This window comes from uncultured Litoreibacter sp. (assembly GCF_947501785.1).
GTDB lineage: Bacteria > Pseudomonadota > Alphaproteobacteria > Rhodobacterales > Rhodobacteraceae > Litoreibacter.
On sequence record NZ_CANMXB010000001.1, the window covers coordinates 3,124,355 to 3,142,659 of the forward strand.

General features: G+C 53.7%; 22 protein-coding genes. 9 read left to right on the plus strand and 13 right to left on the minus strand.

Annotation, left to right across the window (positions count from 1 at the left end; translation table 11 throughout):
- Positions 1-275 precede the first annotated feature (275 nt).
- The 6 genes from Q0899_RS15480 to Q0899_RS15505 all read left to right on the plus strand — a co-directional run bounded on the left by Q0899_RS15480 (position 276) and on the right by Q0899_RS15505 (position 4,499).
- Positions 276-587, plus strand: coding sequence for a hypothetical protein (locus tag Q0899_RS15480; RefSeq protein WP_298299677.1), 312 nt, complete (start codon positions 276-278; stop codon positions 585-587).
- A complete protein-coding gene (locus Q0899_RS15485) occupies positions 584-934 on the plus strand; it encodes a hypothetical protein (protein WP_298299679.1) in 351 nt (116 codons plus the stop codon). Before Q0899_RS15480 ends, Q0899_RS15485 begins: the two co-directional genes overlap by 4 nt.
- Before the next feature lie 76 nt (positions 935-1,010).
- Positions 1,011-1,769: a hypothetical protein gene (locus Q0899_RS15490; protein ID WP_298362852.1), complete on the plus strand. Its 759-nt coding sequence runs from the start codon at positions 1,011-1,013 to the stop codon at positions 1,767-1,769.
- Positions 1,770-1,858: 89 nt separating this feature from the next.
- Positions 1,859-3,049 (plus strand): DUF1611 domain-containing protein, encoded by a 1,191-nt coding sequence (locus tag Q0899_RS15495; RefSeq protein WP_298362856.1) that lies wholly within the window; start codon positions 1,859-1,861, stop codon positions 3,047-3,049.
- The gene (locus tag Q0899_RS15500) at positions 3,046-4,167 is read left to right on the plus strand and encodes an alanine racemase (RefSeq protein ID WP_298299690.1); all 1,122 of its coding nucleotides are present in this window, start codon (positions 3,046-3,048) and stop codon (positions 4,165-4,167) included. The genes Q0899_RS15495 and Q0899_RS15500 overlap by 4 nt, the downstream gene beginning before the upstream one ends.
- 50 nt (positions 4,168-4,217) lie before the next feature.
- Positions 4,218-4,499, plus strand: a complete 282-nt coding sequence (locus Q0899_RS15505) for a hypothetical protein (RefSeq protein ID WP_298299692.1) — start codon at positions 4,218-4,220, stop codon at positions 4,497-4,499.
- A gap of 10 nt (positions 4,500-4,509) precedes the next feature.
- Here Q0899_RS15505 and Q0899_RS15510 read toward each other — a convergent pair whose 3' ends face one another.
- From Q0899_RS15510 to Q0899_RS15520, 3 genes are all read right to left on the minus strand, one after another.
- Entirely contained in the window at positions 4,510-5,061 is a 552-nt protein-coding gene (locus Q0899_RS15510; RefSeq protein ID WP_299193939.1) for a 2OG-Fe(II) oxygenase, read from the minus strand.
- A gap of 354 nt (positions 5,062-5,415) precedes the next feature.
- Positions 5,416-6,048, minus strand: a complete 633-nt coding sequence (locus Q0899_RS15515; RefSeq protein WP_191073607.1) for a tyrosine-type recombinase/integrase — start codon at positions 6,046-6,048, stop codon at positions 5,416-5,418.
- Positions 6,049-6,175: 127 nt separating this feature from the next.
- Positions 6,176-6,961, minus strand: coding sequence for a MauE/DoxX family redox-associated membrane protein (locus Q0899_RS15520; protein WP_299193941.1), 786 nt, complete (start codon positions 6,959-6,961; stop codon positions 6,176-6,178).
- A 152-nt stretch (positions 6,962-7,113) separates the two neighbouring features.
- Here Q0899_RS15520 and Q0899_RS15525 point away from each other — a divergent pair, with 152 nt between their 5' ends.
- Complete coding sequence (locus Q0899_RS15525) at positions 7,114-7,386, plus strand: metal-sensitive transcriptional regulator (RefSeq protein WP_299193943.1); 273 nt, start codon at positions 7,114-7,116, stop codon at positions 7,384-7,386.
- A gap of 4 nt (positions 7,387-7,390) precedes the next feature.
- On the opposite strand, the gene Q0899_RS15530 is transcribed toward Q0899_RS15525, so the two are convergent.
- The 6 genes from Q0899_RS15530 to Q0899_RS15555 all read right to left on the minus strand — a co-directional run bounded on the left by Q0899_RS15530 (position 7,391) and on the right by Q0899_RS15555 (position 10,609).
- Complete coding sequence (locus Q0899_RS15530) at positions 7,391-8,269, minus strand: CopD family protein (protein WP_299193945.1); 879 nt, start codon at positions 8,267-8,269, stop codon at positions 7,391-7,393.
- Positions 8,266-8,610, minus strand: a complete 345-nt coding sequence (locus Q0899_RS15535; RefSeq protein WP_299193947.1) for a copper resistance CopC family protein — start codon at positions 8,608-8,610, stop codon at positions 8,266-8,268. The genes Q0899_RS15530 and Q0899_RS15535 overlap by 4 nt, the downstream gene beginning before the upstream one ends.
- Positions 8,611-8,622: 12 nt before the next feature.
- The gene (locus Q0899_RS15540) at positions 8,623-9,087 is read right to left on the minus strand and encodes a cytochrome c (protein ID WP_299193949.1); all 465 of its coding nucleotides are present in this window, start codon (positions 9,085-9,087) and stop codon (positions 8,623-8,625) included.
- Positions 9,087-9,554 carry a DUF411 domain-containing protein gene (locus Q0899_RS15545; protein ID WP_299193951.1) on the minus strand — a complete coding sequence of 156 codons (468 nt, stop codon included), beginning with the start codon at positions 9,552-9,554 and terminating at the stop codon, positions 9,087-9,089. Before Q0899_RS15545 ends, Q0899_RS15540 begins: the two co-directional genes overlap by 1 nt.
- Before the next feature lie 58 nt (positions 9,555-9,612).
- Positions 9,613-9,948 carry a hypothetical protein gene (locus Q0899_RS15550; protein ID WP_299193953.1) on the minus strand — a complete coding sequence of 112 codons (336 nt, stop codon included), beginning with the start codon at positions 9,946-9,948 and terminating at the stop codon, positions 9,613-9,615.
- 64 nt (positions 9,949-10,012) lie between these two features.
- Positions 10,013-10,609: a hypothetical protein gene (locus Q0899_RS15555; protein ID WP_299193955.1), complete on the minus strand. Its 597-nt coding sequence runs from the start codon at positions 10,607-10,609 to the stop codon at positions 10,013-10,015.
- A 65-nt stretch (positions 10,610-10,674) separates the two neighbouring features.
- On the opposite strand from Q0899_RS15555, the gene Q0899_RS15560 reads away from it, so the two are divergent.
- Positions 10,675-11,235 carry a Crp/Fnr family transcriptional regulator gene (locus tag Q0899_RS15560; RefSeq protein ID WP_299193957.1) on the plus strand — a complete coding sequence of 187 codons (561 nt, stop codon included), beginning with the start codon at positions 10,675-10,677 and terminating at the stop codon, positions 11,233-11,235.
- Between the two features lie 269 nt (positions 11,236-11,504).
- On the opposite strand, the gene Q0899_RS15565 is transcribed toward Q0899_RS15560, so the two are convergent.
- The 4 genes from Q0899_RS15565 to Q0899_RS15580 form a co-directional block, all read right to left on the minus strand.
- A complete protein-coding gene (locus tag Q0899_RS15565) occupies positions 11,505-12,131 on the minus strand; it encodes a DUF4136 domain-containing protein (RefSeq protein WP_299193959.1) in 627 nt (208 codons plus the stop codon).
- Between the two features lie 46 nt (positions 12,132-12,177).
- On the minus strand, positions 12,178-14,823 hold the full coding sequence (locus tag Q0899_RS15570) for a molybdopterin-dependent oxidoreductase (RefSeq protein WP_299193961.1): 2,646 nt from the start codon (positions 14,821-14,823) through the stop codon (positions 12,178-12,180).
- Positions 14,824-14,869: 46 nt separating this feature from the next.
- Complete coding sequence (locus Q0899_RS15575) at positions 14,870-15,835, minus strand: hypothetical protein (RefSeq protein WP_299193963.1); 966 nt, start codon at positions 15,833-15,835, stop codon at positions 14,870-14,872.
- 195 nt (positions 15,836-16,030) lie between these two features.
- A complete protein-coding gene (locus tag Q0899_RS15580) occupies positions 16,031-16,315 on the minus strand; it encodes a hypothetical protein (RefSeq protein ID WP_298296616.1) in 285 nt (94 codons plus the stop codon).
- Between the two features lie 314 nt (positions 16,316-16,629).
- Here Q0899_RS15580 and Q0899_RS15585 point away from each other — a divergent pair, with 314 nt between their 5' ends.
- Positions 16,630-18,243: a hypothetical protein gene (locus tag Q0899_RS15585; protein ID WP_299193965.1), complete on the plus strand. Its 1,614-nt coding sequence runs from the start codon at positions 16,630-16,632 to the stop codon at positions 18,241-18,243.
- Positions 18,244-18,305 lie beyond the last annotated feature (62 nt).

Sequence of the window (18,305 nt, forward strand, 5' to 3'; positions counted from 1 at the left end):
CGACCCTATTCGTTAAGACACCCAGAGTCTTGACCAATCGGGCTGAAGTCATCATTGCGCTGGGCCTGCTGGGGGCATGGCCCGTGCGGCCCTTCCGATGAATGGTTTTAGTTTATAGTTGTAAATAGCGGCGCTTGTGTCTAGGTGATCTGTATACGGGAATGCTGTTTTCTGCTGTTCAGGCGTAGTGCCGATCAAAGCGAATTGCTTCCACCATCATTAAATATTGAGCTGTCACGCCCCTTGATTGGGCCTGATGTTTGGGAAGGTTGCCGATGTCCTCGCGCACGACCACGTCACATGTGACGTTCCTGCATCCGTTCGTGATGGGCGGGTATCCGGACGAGCTTCCGGCAGGGACCTATGAGGTCACCGTCGAAGACGAAATCCTGCAAAGCCTCAGTTTTTCTGCCTACCGCAGAACCGCCACGCACCTCTTGATCAGGAGGACGAAAGGGATCGCGCGTACAGAGATGCGTCCCATTGATCACCGCGACTTAGAGTTGGCCCTGGCACAAGACCAGGCATGTTCAAAAAATCCGAAAAACAGTGAGGCGGCGCTTTCTCCGCCAAAGGAACCAAAATGACTTTTCCAGAGTGGACGAAACCCGGCATCTACGGCGCATTGGTCGGTGCAATTGCAATCTCAATCCTCGGCTTCACATGGGGCGGTTGGACGACTGGCAGCAGTGCTGAGAAGATGGCTAAGGACTTTGCCAAAGATGAAGTGACACTCGCCATGGTGCCCTTGTGTCTGAAGAATGCAGCCGCAGATACAGATCGTGTCACCAAGCTGGCGACCATTCAGGCCGCCAAAGGGTTCAATCGCAGTAAGGCAGTGATGGATGCTGGCTGGGCGGCGCTGCCCGGCACGGAAAAACCAAATCGTGATCTGGCAGAGGCTTGTGTCAAAGAATTGGAATTAGATGCTTGATCGGTACGCAATATCACCGCGTCACCGAACCAAGCAGGTAAGCGCGGCATTGTCTCCGCTGAGTTTGCTTAGGGCTATGATGCTATTTACAGCTATGGCAATTGCCATCCTGCAGATATCGCTGCCCGTTTCAGCGCAGTCAGTGCCTGTCGCGATGCCGGAAAATGCCCATGCCAAGAGCTATGGTGATGGTTGGGAATGCGACATCGGATTCCGCAACGATGATGAGACGTGCCTGCCAATTGTTGTTCCGCAGAACGCCTATCAAACCAACCGAATTTATGGCGCCGGGTGGGAGTGCATGCACGGCTTCAAGAGCGACGGGAATACTGCCTGCGCCGAAGTCATCGTTCCCGAAGGCGGCTACCTTGATCCATCAGGACAACGTTGGCTTTGCCTGCGCGGCTTTCAAAAGGTTGGTAAGGGATGCCTCGAAATTGTTTTGCCGAAGAATGCTTACTTGGCGAAAGGACTCTATGGGTCCGAATGGGCGTGCAAACGGGGCTACGAAGCCATTGGCGAAGGATGCTCAGCGATAGTCGTCCCCGAAAATGCCTATCTTAACGTCTCCAAATATGGCCAGCCTTGGTCCTGTGAACGTGGTTTTATTGAAGAAGCACGCCAATGTGTTGCGGTTGCCGTTCCAGTGAATGCCTATTTCGATGACGCGCCATATGGCGATGGTTGGAAGTGTGACCGAGGCTACGCTGCCAAAGATGGCCGTTGCGAAGCGATTGACCTGCCGGAAAATGCGCATCTCGACAGAACAGGTAATCGTTGGGAGTGCCATAGGAATTACCAGAAATATAAGAAGAGCTGTGTCCTCAGTAACTGATTGGACCGAATGCCGACTGCAAAGCCGAGCTTACGGATACCTGCACTCGCGGCGCTTTGTCTGGGACATATCAACCATAAGGATCGAACATGGAAACCAAATTTGAGGCAATCAATGCTCTTCAAAATAATGCTGTCAGATCCAAGAAGCCGACGTCGGTCCAACACAAGACACACGGCGACGCTATTGAAGGTCACACGCCAACAGCAATCGTTTATTGCCAAGGTAACTTTGCGAAAATTGACGGTAAGACAGCGAACGGATTGGTTCGACATTCGCAAGCCTACCGGATCGTTTCTGTCATCGACAGTTCGCATGATGGAAAAAACAGCGGTCTTGTCCTAGACAATATCGCCAATCAAATCCCTATCTTTGGCAACCTGACAAATGCTGTGGCCAACGAACCGACCATTCCAGACGTGTTTATCTATGGAATGGCACCCTCCAGCGGGAAATTGTCACCCAAAGACCGGGGCGTTGTTTTGGATGCGATTTCCCTCGGTATGAATATTGTCAGCGGCTTGCACGAATACCTAAGTGACGATCCTGAGATCGCCGCATTTGCCCAGTCAAAAGCGGTCACAATTCGCGACATTCGCAAACCAAAAGCCAGCAAGGATATGCGCCTGTTTGACGGCAGCATTGCGGGTGTCACAGCTCTGCGCGTTGCTGTTCTGGGCACCGATTGCGCAATCGGCAAACGGACCACAGCGACAATTCTGGCGCGTGCGCTCAATGCCAGAGGCATAAAGACCGTGCTTGTCGGGACCGGCCAAACCGGCCTCATGCAAGGCGCGAAATACGGCGTAGCAATGGATGCGGTCCCGCCACAGTTCTGTTGTGGAGAGCTTGAGGGCGCAATCGTCGCAGCATCCGAAGCAGAAGCACCAGATGTCATCCTTATTGAAGGTCAGGGCGCGCTCAGCCATCCGGCCTTTTGTACCTCCGCCTTTATCTTGCGGGGCAGTCAACCGGATGCCGTTATCCTTCAACATGCCCCAAAACGCGTGCATCGTTGCGATTTTCCAAACATGAAAATGCCCGATCCTGCGGATGAAATTGCGCTGATCGAGGCATTCGCAGACACAAAAGTTATTGGTGTTACGATCAACCATGAAGGGATGACCGAAGCGGAAATAACATCATCCATCACGGCTCACTCTGATCGGTTAGGCGTGCCTGTGACCGATGCTTTGACGCGGCCCATCTCTCATCTGCTGAACATTCTGGTGTCGGCATATCCGGGTTTGCGGCAGGGATCGACCTTGGCGGTGATATGACAACGCCGCGCGTCGAAGTTGATCTGAGCAAAATTCGTCATAACGTGGAGTGTTTGGTGAGACGGCTTTCGCTGCGCGGGATCAGTGTGACTGGCGTCACCAAGGCCGTACGCGGCAATCCAAGCATTGCTCGCGCAATGTTAGAAGGGGGCGCAACTGACCTTGCTGATGCGCGCGTCAGCAATGTCGAGAGATTGCGGAAAGCGGGGGCCCGTTGCGTGGTCTCATTGATCCGTACGCCGATGTTGAGCCAAGTTGATCAGGTCGTTAGGTCTTGTGACATCAGCTACAATTCCGAGGTCGAAGTTATTGAGCAGCTCGCAGTTGCCTCGTGCCGGGCAAAGACCATTCAGAAGATCGTGCTCATGGTGGAAATGGGTGACTTGCGGGAAGGTCTTATGCCGGAAGACCTAGGTGCAGTTGCGCAAAAAGTTGTTGAGATGCACGGTGTAGAACTAAAGGGTATAGCCGCAAACTTTGCTTGCCTTAGTGGGGTCAGCCCCGATGTAGCAACAATGCAAAACTTCTCAGACCTATCCACCGAGACTGAAGCTGTGTGCGGGCCATTTATGGAGATCGTATCAGGCGGCAACTCATCGAATTTGCAATGGGCGCTTGGGCCCTGGTCAACAGGTCGCGTCAATAATCTACGCTTGGGCGAGGCCATCCTGTTGGGCAGGGACCCGATCTCTGGTGATCAGATCGGTGGTCTATTTACAGATGCGTTTACGCTGGTGAGTGAGGTGATTGAGACGAAAGTGAAGACGGCGCATTCCCCCGTTGCTTTGGTCGACCCGACGTCTAGACTTCCACGGTTGAGACCAATTTGCGATCCGATTATTCGCTCAATCATCTCAATCGGAAGACAAGACACCGATATTGATGGCCTGACATTCCCGCCGGGAATGACCTGCACCGGAGCGACCAGCGATCATACGGTCGTTAGAAGCACTCTGACACCGCTACGCCTCGGGAACGAGGTTAGGCTTCAGATGAACTACAGCGCGCTGACGCGGATCATGTCCGCGCCTGATACGACCACAGTTTTCGTCGGCGACGGAAATCGCACCCGCGTCGGCTCAATCAAAAGAAGCGGCCCTTCGTTGCAGTTGGTTTAGCGATACCCGTTCTCGATTTTGATCATCGACACATCATCAAGGACTCGGACATGACAGAACAATCGGAAAGCGCAGATAAAGTGCATTATATCTGCCAGACTTATGTTGAAAAGAACGAAGGCAATGGCACGCAAGCTGGCCTCAAGATTGGCAAACAACTGCAATACACGACCGAAGCAGACGCGCAAAACCGGGCAGAGCGGGAGTTTGAGCGGGACGATTGTGTCGGTGCTGATGCTTACATGGTGGTTGAGGATTCAGGATCAGGTGAAGTGAGCGCGCCGACTTTTATTGCAAGACTGGGAATAGTCCCAGAAGCTGACGACTTTTAGTCTGGGCGCTTTACCGAAACACCGGACCATGCGCCCAGACGGTCAACGAATGGCGGAGCCCATGTGTGACGGGAGTTACCTGATGCAGCGCGAAGCTTGGAAAGATGCACACAGAGCCCTGCGCGCGATTGGCTGTTACGATATGCGCACTTGGCATAACCTCCAACTTACCGCCCTGATAGGCGTCGGGTTTGCTCAACTGTAGAACAAGTGTCAGCTTGCGTTGTCTGGCGAGATGTCCGTCACCGATATCAGAATGCCACGAGAAGTGACCGGCCTTGGCCGCATCATATCGAGCGACCTGCGGGCTTTCTGCGAATTCTCGTAGGTCGAAGTCAAATTGATCACGATTGCAGTCGCGCACAAGCGTGATGAGACGGTCCATCACCCACTCCATTCCATCGAGCTTATCCATCCACACCACCTCCGCATTGCGCAGGTTGTGATCCTTATTCCGACCGATCAGCAGCGCGTCATCGACTTGCTCCGCCTCTACTGCTGCGACAATACGTTCGCATTCCAAAACTGAAAATGAAGCAGGAATCGCATGGACGATCGTCATTTTGACTACCATTTCAGTTTGTTAGTAAGGGCCTATAGTATCGCGACGGATTCGTCGTCGCTATTGCCGTTAGTCTCGGTCAACAGCTTTCGTAGACTTAGTAACACAGTCTGCATTACCTGTTTGGGTTATCTAACTGCGATCACTAGGAGGTTATCATTGCGCACGACCGTTACGAAGGTTGGTTCCGCAATAAAACCAGACTAGCAAGCGCGTCTGCCCGCGCCATGGTCGCCCATGGTAGTTCGGTGTCGCTGGAGATTGACCAATGTCTGCTATGGCAACGCCGCAGCGCAGCCTAACAAGATCATTGAATGCCAGCTACGGGCCGCCAGTGAAGACGGCCCGGTAGGCTCAGATTTCAATGGCCTCCGCAATGGCTAGCGCATCTTCAAGCTCGACGCCTAGGTATCGCACCGTGCTGTCCATCTTCGTGTGGCCGAGCAAAAGTTGAACGGCGCGCAGGTTGCCGGTCTTCTTGTAGATCTGGGTCACCTTCGTTCGCCTCATCGAATGCGTGCCGTATGCGCTCGCTTCTAAACCGATGGATATGACCCAATCGCGGACGATCCGTGCATACTGGCGTGTCGAGATATGCAGGCGCTCGTGGAAGCGGCCAGGCCATAGATATTCGGAGCCGACCATGAGCTCGTCCTCCATCCACTTCTCGACCGAGGCCCGGGTGCCTTCGGAAATTTCAAAGCGCACAGGTTTCTTCGTCTTGCTTTGCAACACCGATGCACGTTCTTTGACCTGGCCAGATGCCATGACGTCGACGACCTTCATCTTGACCAAATCGCAACCGCGCAACTTGCTGTCGATCGCCATGTTGAAGAGAGCGAGATCGCGATGGTTTTCTGCCAATTCAAGGCGGACACGGATCGCCCAGACATGCTTGGGTTTTAGAGGTCGTTTCTGACCGACGATGCGACCTTTGTTCCATGCAGGGCGAAGTGCGCGAATGGCTGGTAGGTTTGGTGTTTCCATGACTGATCCTCCGATCCGCCATGCCCTCCCGAAACGACAACCCTTTGTTGACACGGAAGAATAACATAGAACACCAATTCCCGTCTTGGCGCCTAGATGACCAGTCAGAAAGATGAGCCGCTTTGGTTCAAACCATCAGCCAAAGCATCACGACCGCCATTCCCACCATCATCAAGTTTTCGGTAAGGCTCACAAACCCAAGCGGCACGTTTGAATTTCCTCCGACACATGCGCATTTGAGTTCACGTTTGTCGATGTAGACGGCCTTGACGACGCTGACGGCTCCAATGCCCGCAACGAAAAGTGCCGCGGGAGCTGACACCCAAGTCAGGATCATGCCGGTCATGAGAATTCCCGCGCCTGTTTCGACGAACGGGTAGATATAGGCGTAAGGCACCCATTTCCGCGCGAGAAGGTCGTAGTTGAGGAACATCGTGGAGAAGCCCTCGACATCCCGCAGTTTCTGCATGCCGAGAAGGATCATTGAGACTGAGATGAACCAGCCGAGTGTCTGCCACGTGATGGTGCCGAGGAAACCAATGGATAGCGCAATAGCGGTGAGAGCAGCGACGGCAAAGAGATAGAGCACTGGTCGATAGGTGGTTGCCTTTGGGTCCCAGCCGGTCAGTTTTTCGCGCAGGTCGGTGTAGCCGCCAACGCGTTCGCCTTCGATCCATGCTTGGGGCGTCGTCTTGACGTCATACTCAGTTTTGAAGGCGTCAACTTCGGCGCGTGTTCGGAAAAGTCTGTCATCGACATCATATCCCTGACGTTCGAGAAGCCAGCGCGCCTTTTGCCCGGATGGGCACAGATGATCAGGCAGCGCCATCCGGTAAAGCACAGCCGTTTTGCCCAACGCCACTTCGGCCGGGTTTGTATCAATGTGGGCAACGTCGCGCGTGTCCTTGGGCATTGGCTTTTCTTTTTCGGTACGCTTGTTTTGAGGGCTGTGCTTGCTTGGGCTCTATATTAACCTATATACCCCCTTAGGGTATATATTCAATAGTTTGAGCTTGATGCCATACTCACTCGACTTTTTGTCTGCCACCATGCGAAAAGAGAGTCATGCACGAAAATCGCGAAGCTACTTTAAAACGCCTCAAACGCCTGGAGGGTCAGGTCCGAGGGATTGCCCGGATGGTCGAAGAGGACCGCTATTGCGTCGATGTCCTGACGCAGATTGCGGCGGTGCGAGCCGCTCTCAAAGGCGTCGAGAAGCTCGTTATCGACAACCACGCGTCGCATTGTATCGAGGATGCACTTGCATCAGGTGATCGGGAGGATCAGCGGGCGAAATTTACAGAACTCCTTGAACTGCTCGACAAGGCGCGCGGCTAAGTCGTCAAAGATTGACGGGTGGCGTTGTTACACTGGTGATGGTTGCAGTTGCCAGAAGGATTAGAACAACGGCCAGTATTTCCGTTGAAATAGAACGCCGCAGGGCATGGGCTGCACCGGGTTTCTCAGCACGCAAGGCAGGGACCAGCCTCACCTTATTCCAAGCCGCAAAGCCCAGAAGGACTGCAACAATCGCGACTTTGGCCAGAAGTGCTAAGCCGTAGGCCGTTCCAAATAATGCAGTGGTAGAGCCTGAAAGCAGCCAAGCGAGCGATGTGCCTGCGAGGATTAGAGCCGCCACTCCGCCAGCGGCGAGATTACCAAAATAGTGCAACAGATCAGCACCGGCTGGAGCAAGTGCTGCCTGCCGCAAAGGTATGAGAGCGCCAACCCAGAAAGCAGCGGCTAGAAGATGCAAAACCAGCAGGACTGTCAGAGCTACTCTGGGCTCCCCAAGAGCGTGCCCCACTTGCGCAAAGGATATCGCCACCGCAAGGCTGCCTGCCAGAGCGATCCATTGTCCAATTCGGGGCACTAGAATTGCAACTATCGCGAGTTCGCCTATCCCGCGCCAGATTGCTGCGGTCCCAAGCGGACTTTCCCAAACGAAGCCAAGCATCATTGGGTCGGCCGCGCCCTCGAAGCCCATGCCGGAAATCCGTGCCGCACGAATGCCGAACCGGACAGCCAGCACGGCGAGACCGACAAGTGCGGCACCTACTGCAAGCCGCCTCGCAAGTCGCAGGACCGATACCTCAGCTCGCTGAGAAAAAACGACCGAAAACAGCACACCCCCCATCGTAAGGAGTGCCGCGCCATAACCAATCGCCTTGGCCAAGATTGCCAAAACGACAAGACCGTCGATCGGTGCGAGTCCGGTCACTCAGTGACCGTGAAGGAGAAGCTGCCCTGCATCGGATGGCCGTCCGACGCCATTCCGCGCCAGTCGAAGCGATAGCTTCCAGGCGCAAGTTCTTCCAATGGCAAAGCCCGGAACTCCGTAGAGGGGTCCATACCTGTCTCGCGTTCGATTTCGACATCGCCATCTGGAGAGGTAAGCGTGACTGAAATGATGCGCATCGGATCATCGAACCGCATGGAAAGCTCTGGCACTTCCGTCACTGTCGCGCCGTCGGCGGGTGTTGTGGCCTCAGACTTCGAATGGGCAAAGGCAAGAGCGGGAGCAACGACAACGGCCAAGCCGAGAAGAGTTTGTTTGATCATTTGAGTTTTCCTCTATTCGGACCGGGCGTTCAGTTCGTCGTGATGCTGACGAAGGTCATCAGGCCAAGTTGACTTGATGAAAGACAGCACCGCAATGATTTCTTCATCGGTGAGCACACCCTCATAGACAGGCATGCCGGATGGTGGCGCGTTCTCCATCAGACCGGCAAGCCCATATTTGGTCAGGGTAAAAAGCGTTTCATCATCATGGTGCCACGTGTGGCCTGTTGCATCATGCGGCGGTGCTGGCAGCAATCCATCTTCTCCACGTATCCGCCAGTTTGGCTGCCCCTCTAGCCGCGCACCATGGCAAGCGGCACATTGGTCTGCGTAGATGCCTTGGCCCACGGCGATCACTTCGGCGTCGTCAGGCGTCAAAATACCAACCGTTTGGGAAGGTTGCGCCAGAACAAATGCGGCTGCAAAACCGGCGAGCGTGAGCCCGCCGGTTAGCAAAACGGCTTTCCGACCTACCATCAGGTGTCGAACGGGTGCGCCGTGCCGGCACGGTAGTACATTGTGCCGGTGCCAGCCTCTCCACCAAATGCAATGACGTCGAAACGCGCGGACGGATCATCTCCCATGCCAGGAGAGCCCATCGGCATGCCGGGAACAGCAAGCCCAGTGATGTCCGGGCGATCCTTCAAGACGGCTTCCAATGCTTCGAACGGCACATGCCCTTCGAAGACATATCCATCCGCTTCAATGGTGTGACAGGAGGCGAGCTCAAGCGGTATTCCGCGTTCTGACTTCTGCGCCTCTGGGTCGGTCAGTTCCTCGACGGTGACGGTGTAACCGCGCGTGCGGGCTAGGTCAGCCCAGGCGTGACAGCACCCGCAGCCGGGCGAAGCGAGAACACGCATAGATGTGCCAGCACTTGCAGGCAGGCCAGCCATGACAAGAACTGTTGCAGATAGGGTGGTGAAGTGACGACGTGTGATCATGTCTGTCGGTCCTTTGATTTGAAAGTTGAATGGACTGCGGGCTAGCGCCCGTCGCCGTTCAGACTTTCGGAGGACCGGTGGGGACAGCCAGCGTTAGGTTTGCAAAGTCGAAATCAGCGTACAGAACACTCACAACCGATCTGCTCGCGGGATTGTTCTGCAAAATAGCAGAGGTGGCCGCGAGATCGCCAAAACAGGGCATTGACCCCATGCCGCTGGTCGCGTCGCAGCAGTCGGCGAGCGCCTCCTCTGCATCGGCCAAAGGATCGCTTTCTGACATTTGGGCGTGGTGGTCCGCGTGATCCGATCCATGGTTCAGGCCATGCATCACAGACGCGGTGGAGGCACCGGCGAATGCAACAACAAGAATGAACGACAGAACAAAGCGAAACATGTTCAATACCTACCGGGGGTATAGGGCTTTGACAAGTCACGAGGATTTGTCGCCGTAATCGCGCCTAATCGCATCCGTTATGGCTACGCCACATCTGCGGGTCATGCCCCTCAGGAACAGAGGCACAGGGATCATCTGAATAGCCGCGCAAGACCGAGTACTGGCTGACTTGGGCGTCTGTCAGCAATGGCAAGGCCAACAAATGTGCATTCAAATGAACAAGGCGGAGAGCTGCCAGTGCTTGACCTGCTTCGGCCACCAATCGTTCAAGCGCCTCAGCATCCGGTGCGCCTTTTTGAAAAGCTTCGTCCAGCGCTCGTTCTGCCGCAACGAACCGCTCCCCAGCCGTTATGGCGTCTGCCTGCATCTGCGCACGGATCGCCTCAATGTCGCGGCGCTGCTGTTGAGTCAGACCGATTTCATCGGCCAGCTCGAGAAGGTGAGTTGGCCCTGGAACACCATTAAGTTCGGCGGCACGCGCAAGCCCCCATCCGCCGCCACGCGCGATTTCTTCCAGGTCTTGTTCCGAAAGAGACTTGATCAAGCGAGTTTGTTCACCTGCGTAGGCGGAAGGCGATGTGCTATGGTTTTCATCGTGTGTTTGGGCAAAGACTGCGGTGGGGATGAGAACCATCAACATTGCGACGTGTTTTGTTTCCATGAGTGAAGTCCTTGATTGATCCGGGATTGGCCCGAAGTTGTTGCACAATCTGCGCCTCCAAGGGCATGATAGAAATCATGTCGGATCATTGGCTCAACTGTTTTGATGGCGCGCCAGAACGCACGCTGGACGAAGGCGAAACGCTTTTTCGTCGGGACGATGAAGTTGAATGGGCCTTCTTGGTCCGTGAAGGGCAGATTTCCCTTAGGCGTGCGCTGCAAGACGGCGGGCTCTTGACCCTGCACACGGCCGAGGCAACAGAACTAGTTGCCGAAGCATCCCTCTTTGCGGATCGCTATCATTGCGATGCTGTCACCGAAATGCCGACAAAGGTCTCTCTGATTTCAAAGACCGAGTTGAAGGCGAGCCTTGAGAACTCTGCCACATCAAAGCGACTTTCGGTCAAAGCCTTTGAACGTACCGCGAGAGAGCTGCAGAACCTCCGGACCCGCATTGAGATCATGCGTTTGCGGAAGGTGGCAGATCGCCTTGATGCCTATCTCGAGCTTTACGGTCCGCCGGAATTAGGCGGGTGGGTGCGTGTCGCTGATTGGATCGGAGTGTCGCCTCCAGCGCTCTATCGAGAGCTAGCGGAACGGCGGACGAACAAACCTGATCTCTTTTGATTGACTAGCTGGAAGCTGGAAATTTCTAGTGTCCGCTTTCGGGAAGCCGCACCGCAGCATCGGTTGCTACGACGAGAGTCTGGTCTGGGCCGTCCTCGCTGACCGAAACCATGTGTCAAGCTGAAATACTGCATCAGTTCGAGCGTTGGCCGTGAACCCGGACTACCGATGCTGCAAAATGCATGAATGACCGGTATGGGCCTTCCTTGACGCAGATCAATGCTGCGATTTGGAAGTTGCATGATATGATGAGATATGCGCGACGGGGGCTATTGTTCTCGACTAGGAAAGCTATCCAGCACAACACTTGCGGCGTCTACAAAACCAGATCCAGACGGCCTATTCAATTCTTCTTGGCTTAACCTCTTGGACGCCTGAGCGTGCCAAACGGGCGTTCTTCGTTTCAAGTCGAAGACGTCGATTGATAGTGTGCCTTGTGCGAATTCGTCGATCTCTGTGCGTGTTTGACGCAAGATCGGGGACCTGAGGGGCGGTCTGTATCCCACCCCATAATACGGTTGTCCCCAATCCCAATCAGAGTAGGTGTCCCTGAAAAGGTCAGGATACTCACGCACCAGAATTTTGTCACGCGCACCCATTGTGTAGGAGACAACGAAATCAGCATTCGATCGGTTTGACGTGAAGCGATACCCTTTACCTTTAAAAACAGCCTGAATAGCGCCAGTCATCCGCCGCTCGGCTAGAGGGGAAATTGGGTATTCGCCGCTATTGACCAGTGGCGAATTCGAGGACCAAGCGAATGTTTTGTAGCCCGAGAAATCTTGATTGGTGTCATAATCGGTGAAGACCTCGGGTTCGATATCGCATGCTGAGAGTATCAGGAAAGGCAGGATCAGCAGCGTCCTTAGGATGTAGAATCTCACATGCGTGCTCACGTACTTTGCTCCAGAAATTAGATTGCTCTCTGACGGGCGTGGGGGGTTAGCCAGGCTTGGCATATTTGTCTAAGAATTCTAGGATGAGCTCTTGTTCATCGGGTGTCGCACCGGCGTTCACGAACATGCTCTCGGTGATCCCGCGCCATTGCTTTTTGGTATGAGCGGCAGGGTCTTGTGGGACATGGCACAACGTACATTTTTCGTAAAAGATCTTCTCGCCCGGATCCATTTCGGCGGTAAAGGTCTCTTGTAGGCTACCTGCCCGTTCCAGACCAAACGAGCCGATATCCATCTGCACTTTTTCTGCGAGAATGACGGGAGGGTCATAAGCCATGTTGGGGCCGTCTACTTCGGTCGCTATGCGCATCTTTGCGAGGCAGGTATTGGCTGTTGTCGCTTGGCTCAAGCCGCTGGACCGTCTGCTAGAGGTCAAAACATTGATCGCGCCAGAATTGCAGCGACCTTTGCTGTCGAACGATATCCAAGCTCCCTCGTAAAGTGATACGACCCCAGGCATGATTTTGTCTGAAACACGAGCGCCGACAATGACCGCACCACGATCATTGTACAACTCGACCAGATCCCCATCCTGGATGTCGCGTTCAAATGCATCGTCTTCGTTGATCAGCAGGAATTCGCGATCCTGTACGTTAAGTTCTTCACGAAGATCAGACTGTGCAAATTGGGAGTGGATACGGTTGTAGGGATGCGGGCTCACCACATGCACATCGTCAGGTTCCGCCGTGCCGAGATATTCGTCCGGTTCAATCCAAGTGGGCATTGGCGGGCAGTCAGACAGGTTCATCTCAGCGATGGTTTTGCTGTATATCTCTACTTTGCCTGAAGGTGTCGCGAGCGGATTGGCTTCAGGGTCTTCGCGGAAGGCACCATGCCGAACCCACTCAAACTCTTCTTGGGGCTGTGGAACACGAGCGACGCCGGTTTCCCAAAACTCTTCAAAATCCATGTGCTCGGAGGCGGTGGATTTCTCATAGGAGGCTTCAATGATTTCACTGCGCTCTAAGCCGCCAGTAAACTGTTCCTCGATATCGAACATCTCGGCCAGTCGGCGGAAAATCTCGAAGTCATCCAGACTTTCACCGACCGGTTTGATGATCTGGCGCATCGCGTACACTTTATCTTTCGAATATGTCCCGCCCGAGCTGATTTCGTCACGTTCCACAGTCGACGTGGCGGGAAGAACAATGTCAGAAAACCGCGCGGATGCTGTCCACCAAGGATCTTGGCACACCACCGTTTTCACCTTTTGCATGGCGCGAAGCAGCTCGTTCGTGTCTTGCTGATGCGATCCAAAGTTGTTGCCCGCATTGTAAATCATATGGACATCTGGAAATTTGAACGTGCCGCCATTCCGGGTAAATTCCTTGCCGGGGTTCAAAAGCATCTCGTTGAGGCGTGACGCTGGGCAAATTCCGACGACGCGGTTTCGACCTTGTGGTAATCCACCAGGTGCGCGCGCTTGTGCGAATAGCGCGCCGCCTTGGCCCCAGTGCCAGGAGAACCCCACACCGCCCCCGGGCAGACCTATTTGACCGGTCATCGCGGCAAAGGCAGTGATCGCCCAGTAAGGCATCTCACCATGTTGAGCGCGCTGGATTGCCCATGAGCCAGCGAACTGAGTGCGCGTGCGAGCGCAACGGTCAGCGAGCGCTCGGATTTGTTGCTCTCCAATCCCTGTGATCTTCGAGGCCCATCTGGGCGTTTTTGGTTGCCCGTCGGTTTTGCCTTCGAGGTAGTCGATGAATTTCTCGTAGCCTACTGTGTAATTCTTGAGGAACTCTTCGTCATAGGTTCCTTTTCGGTACACATGATTACACATCGAAAGAAACAGCGCAGTGTCCGTATTCGGAATGATCTTGAGCCATTGCGCACGGAGCCATTCGTCTGTCGTTGTGCGCTGTGGGTTGATCGAGATGAATTTGACGCCCGCTTCTTTTATGATCTCCCAACGCGGGAACATTGAGTGGTCAGTCGTCCCGCCTTCGGCACGCCCGTTCTTGTGGGGATCAGTTCCGATCAGTACGAACGTCTCTGTATGTTTGAGGACCTGCCACCAAGCGGTTTGTCGCGAGTAGACCTCCATGTCGCCAAGGACGTAAGGCATAATCACTTGTCCTGCCCCGCCAGAGAAGTCCCCAACCGTTACAGATGCGCCGCCGATGAGGTTGAAGAACCGGCCCTGCAAAACGTTTGGTGTTAACACCCCGCCATGTGCCCAGCCGCCATAAGAGGTGGAGAAAATCCCTTCGTTGCCATGCTCGTCAATCGTATCGAGAATCGCTTTGCCGACCAGCCCCAGTGCAGTGTCCCAATCCACCCTGACGAATTCGTCCCTGGCACGCAGCTCTGGTTTAACGTCGCTTGAACCGCTTTGCATGGCTTCCAGATAGGATCTACGCACATGCGGGTACATCACACGGGTCTTGTGATACGTTCGGCTCACGATACCCTCCGAGATCATCTTCGTGGGCCTCGGATCGAATTCAGTACGCGGGATCGCCTTGGTGAGCTCACCATTTTCAACCATTCCCCAGAACGCACCGGCTTGCCCGGCATGCGGAACGAATGAGACGTTTCGACCGGTTTGCGCCAAGATCTGGGTGGGAAGTAAACTAGATACAGCCAATGCCGAAGAAGACATAAGAAAATTTCTACGAGACATCTGCATTTGGTTATCTCCTATTTATTACGGCAAGCGTTTCAGAAGGATCGTGTCAATTACCTGAAGGTTTTTCTAATCTTGCTTCTTGGCTGGTCACGCCTTCGACGTACGGCGAAATGGTTGTGCCTCGTTTACCTTCGACTATTTCTCCAAGGTCTCGGAGGGCACCTATGGCCGCCGAATTACCTGTCTCCCGCGCGAATTGGCAGGCGGCCGCGACCTTTGGGGCTATTGTGTCGTCATCAAACTCGTAGGCTTCCAACTCGTCCGGTGATCCATTTCGGATTTTGCGTTGGTTAGGCCCTCCCCAGTCGAGGTAAACGGCGTCGGTATTTGTCGCTAAAACAAAGAGGTCAGCTTCGAGCTCGCGCGCTAGAAACTCACTGGCCATATCCTTGTCTACGATTGTGTTGTGATCCGGGTCGAGCTTCCCATTTGCGGAGGCTGCGTCGAAGACACCGCCGATAGCGCAGAACACCACAGTGCCTTTTTCGATCAGCCAACGTATCGGTTTAATCTGATAGACCTTGGTTGGTGCAGGAGCTGGAATGACGCGACGCCACCCTCCTTTCGATCTTTGAATTTGCCATCCGCGACCTTCGGCAAGCCTTTCGGCTTCTTTTTTACTGTAAGTTGGACCAATCAGTCTTTGTTTCGTAACAAAGCTGGCGTGACTTCCATCTATTTCCATTGTTGTAAGCAGGACAGCTAATGGCGTGTCATCCTCAAGGTTTGCCTCTACGCCTCGACCTAGTAAGTAACCTGCAAGTTCTGAAGTTTTGTCGACGTCTGAATGAACCTCTGCGCCGCCATCGAAAATGGTTGGCGCGCTCCCGGACAAGCCGATTTGCCCCAGTTCCGAAGGGGCGAGATTGAAAATCACAACCAGCTCATGTTCGCCCACAAGATCAACCAAAGCATCCGCCGCAGGACGGACAAGCCTTTCAAGTGCGGAGCGACCAAGCAACGCTGGCTCTTCAGAGATCGCCTTTCCTCCAAGGGCTACGACAATTCTCATGTCAGCTCCCAAACTTTGAATGCTGGTAGATTTGGCTCTACGTTCTTCTGCTAGGTATCTCAGCGCACCTAATGTCGATTTCGCATTTAGGCGAAGATCGGCACAGCAGATGTGTTAAGAGGTTGGAACGCTTTGGGTTTGGAGAGGTATCGGCTAGTTATCTTGCCGATACCTCTCCGGTCTTCAGGGAGGGCCTTAGTTTGCCAAACCACGGCGCTGGAAGGTCGCAAGGATCTGGCTTTTCTTCGCAGCATCGCCCATGTCAGATGCCAAAGTGAGGTGGATGTTGATCAGGTCGCCCACAGTGAGCAACGCGATCTTGTCTTCAGGCACACCATAGGACGAGAGAAATTCGGCGGTGTCTTTTTGAACGCCGACGAGTTGATCGATTGCACCTGCAGACCGTTCGGACGCTGTTTGGGCGAACGTTGGGCCCGCTAGCATTGCCGCAGTTGCAGCGATAGTAAGAAGTTTCTTCATCAGTTTTCTCCATTGTTTGGACATGGACAGAACTGCATTTACTGCTATTGCGGAATAGGTTGTTAACCGTGATTCACCCCAAATCCTAAACGGGTAAAATGTCACCTATTGCCTAAATCTTGGGCGCTTTAAGTCTATTAATAACTTTAAATTTCAATAGTTTAAGTCTAGATGTAATTCTTCAACGTCGTCACTGATCCGATTTGGTCGTGCGGTCAGGCTCGCAATCGGGGCTGCCGAGAGGTTGATCTGTGTCCTTTGACGTATACCGTTACCTCAATAAATTTTTATTCAAAACTATTCGGAGAGCATCAATGACCGAGAATGCAGAACTCGTCCGCGCTCAACTTGACCGGATCGTAGCGAGTAAGACCTTTCGTCAAGCAAAAAGACTATGTGCATTGTTAGAATTCGCTGTTGAAGAAACGTTGCAGGGCCGTGCCAATCTCATAACCGCTCCGACGGTCGCCCTAGAGATCTTCAGTAATGGTCGTGACATTGACGAACGCAGCGAGGGATTGGTGCGCGTTCAGGCGCGTCAACTGCGCATGAAGCTAAGCAGCTATTATGAAGGTGAAGGACGAAACGATCCTCTTCGGATAAGCATGCCACAGGGTGGATATGCCGCCAGTTTTCAGAAGCCAAATTCGATCCAAGTTGACAAGCCGACCAGCGACATTGTGGACTGTATCGAGATTGGGATCGCACCATTTACGTACCACGGTGATGATCCTCACGAGCTGGAACTCATCGCAACCATTCAAGGATACGTTGCAACCTCACTGTCGCGGTTTGCCAATGTCAGGGTCATCCGCCTGGATCAAGCTGAGCTGTTTTCAGCGACGAGCTCTGCGCCAAGAGTTCCGGAGTTGATCCTAACAGGCCACTTTGTACGTGAAAAAGCAGGTGCAATCTTGACTGTTGATTTGGTCAGCAAGAAGACACAGGGCATTGTTTGGTCATTCAGATCGCGGCAAGAACGCAGTCATAGCTCTTGCGATGAATGGAGGCGCAAGTCCGCGTCTCAAATTGCTGTCAACATCGGATCACAGTCTGGCGTCGTTGCAACGCATCTGCTCGATATCTGGGCTCAGGAAAATGCAGCCGTCGACCCAGTGACAATATTGTCAATGGAGCTCGCGCGCTACCGTGTCAGACCAACCACCGAAGAACATTTACGCCTGCGCGAGGCATTCGAAAAAATCATTCAGAATGGTTCAGCCAAACCAATCGCTTGGTCCGCGCTTGCCTACCTATACGTGGAAGAGCATCGTTTCTTTCTGAACCCGAAAACGGATAACACATCCGCTTTGAAACGCGCGATGACCACCGTTCAGGTTGCAATAGGCAGGGAACCATCACTGGCCGAGCATTGGGCAGTGCTTTCGATGGTCTATTTTGAGCTGAGGGAGTTAGAGCGCGCGGAATCTGCTGCTCGCAAGGCCTTGGAGCGCAATCCAGATAACACGGACGCGATGATCGTATTGAGCCACTACCTATGGAACAGTGGAGAAACCAAGGAAGGCTTGGCACTCACTGAAACAGCCCTGAGCTTACAAGAGAATCCGCCTAGTTGGTATAATTTTGCCCGAGTGCATGATCTGATCTTGAACGGCGACTACGAGGCCGCAAACCACGAGAATGCAAAGATTGAAATGCACAATTGGTTTTGGTGTTTGGTTCTTGATGCGACAATTCAGGGCCACCTCGGGAGAGAGCCTGCATTCCGGGCTGCTTGGTCAAAGCTGGAAGAGACCGCACAATGGTTCATTGAACTCCTAAAATCAGATAGGCCCGGTTGGGTGTTCCCAGAGGGTTTTGTAGAGAACATTCTTGCTGGTATCGAGAAAGGGAAGCAACTTTCCAACAAGCCCTCAGCGACTATTACGGATGTGCGGGAGCATCGCGCGAAAGCTAGGCTGAAATGAGCAGTTCGAAAGCAAGCCGCCGTCTTGGTGCATATTCGCTTTTGAGGTTCAGCGAGAGTTGG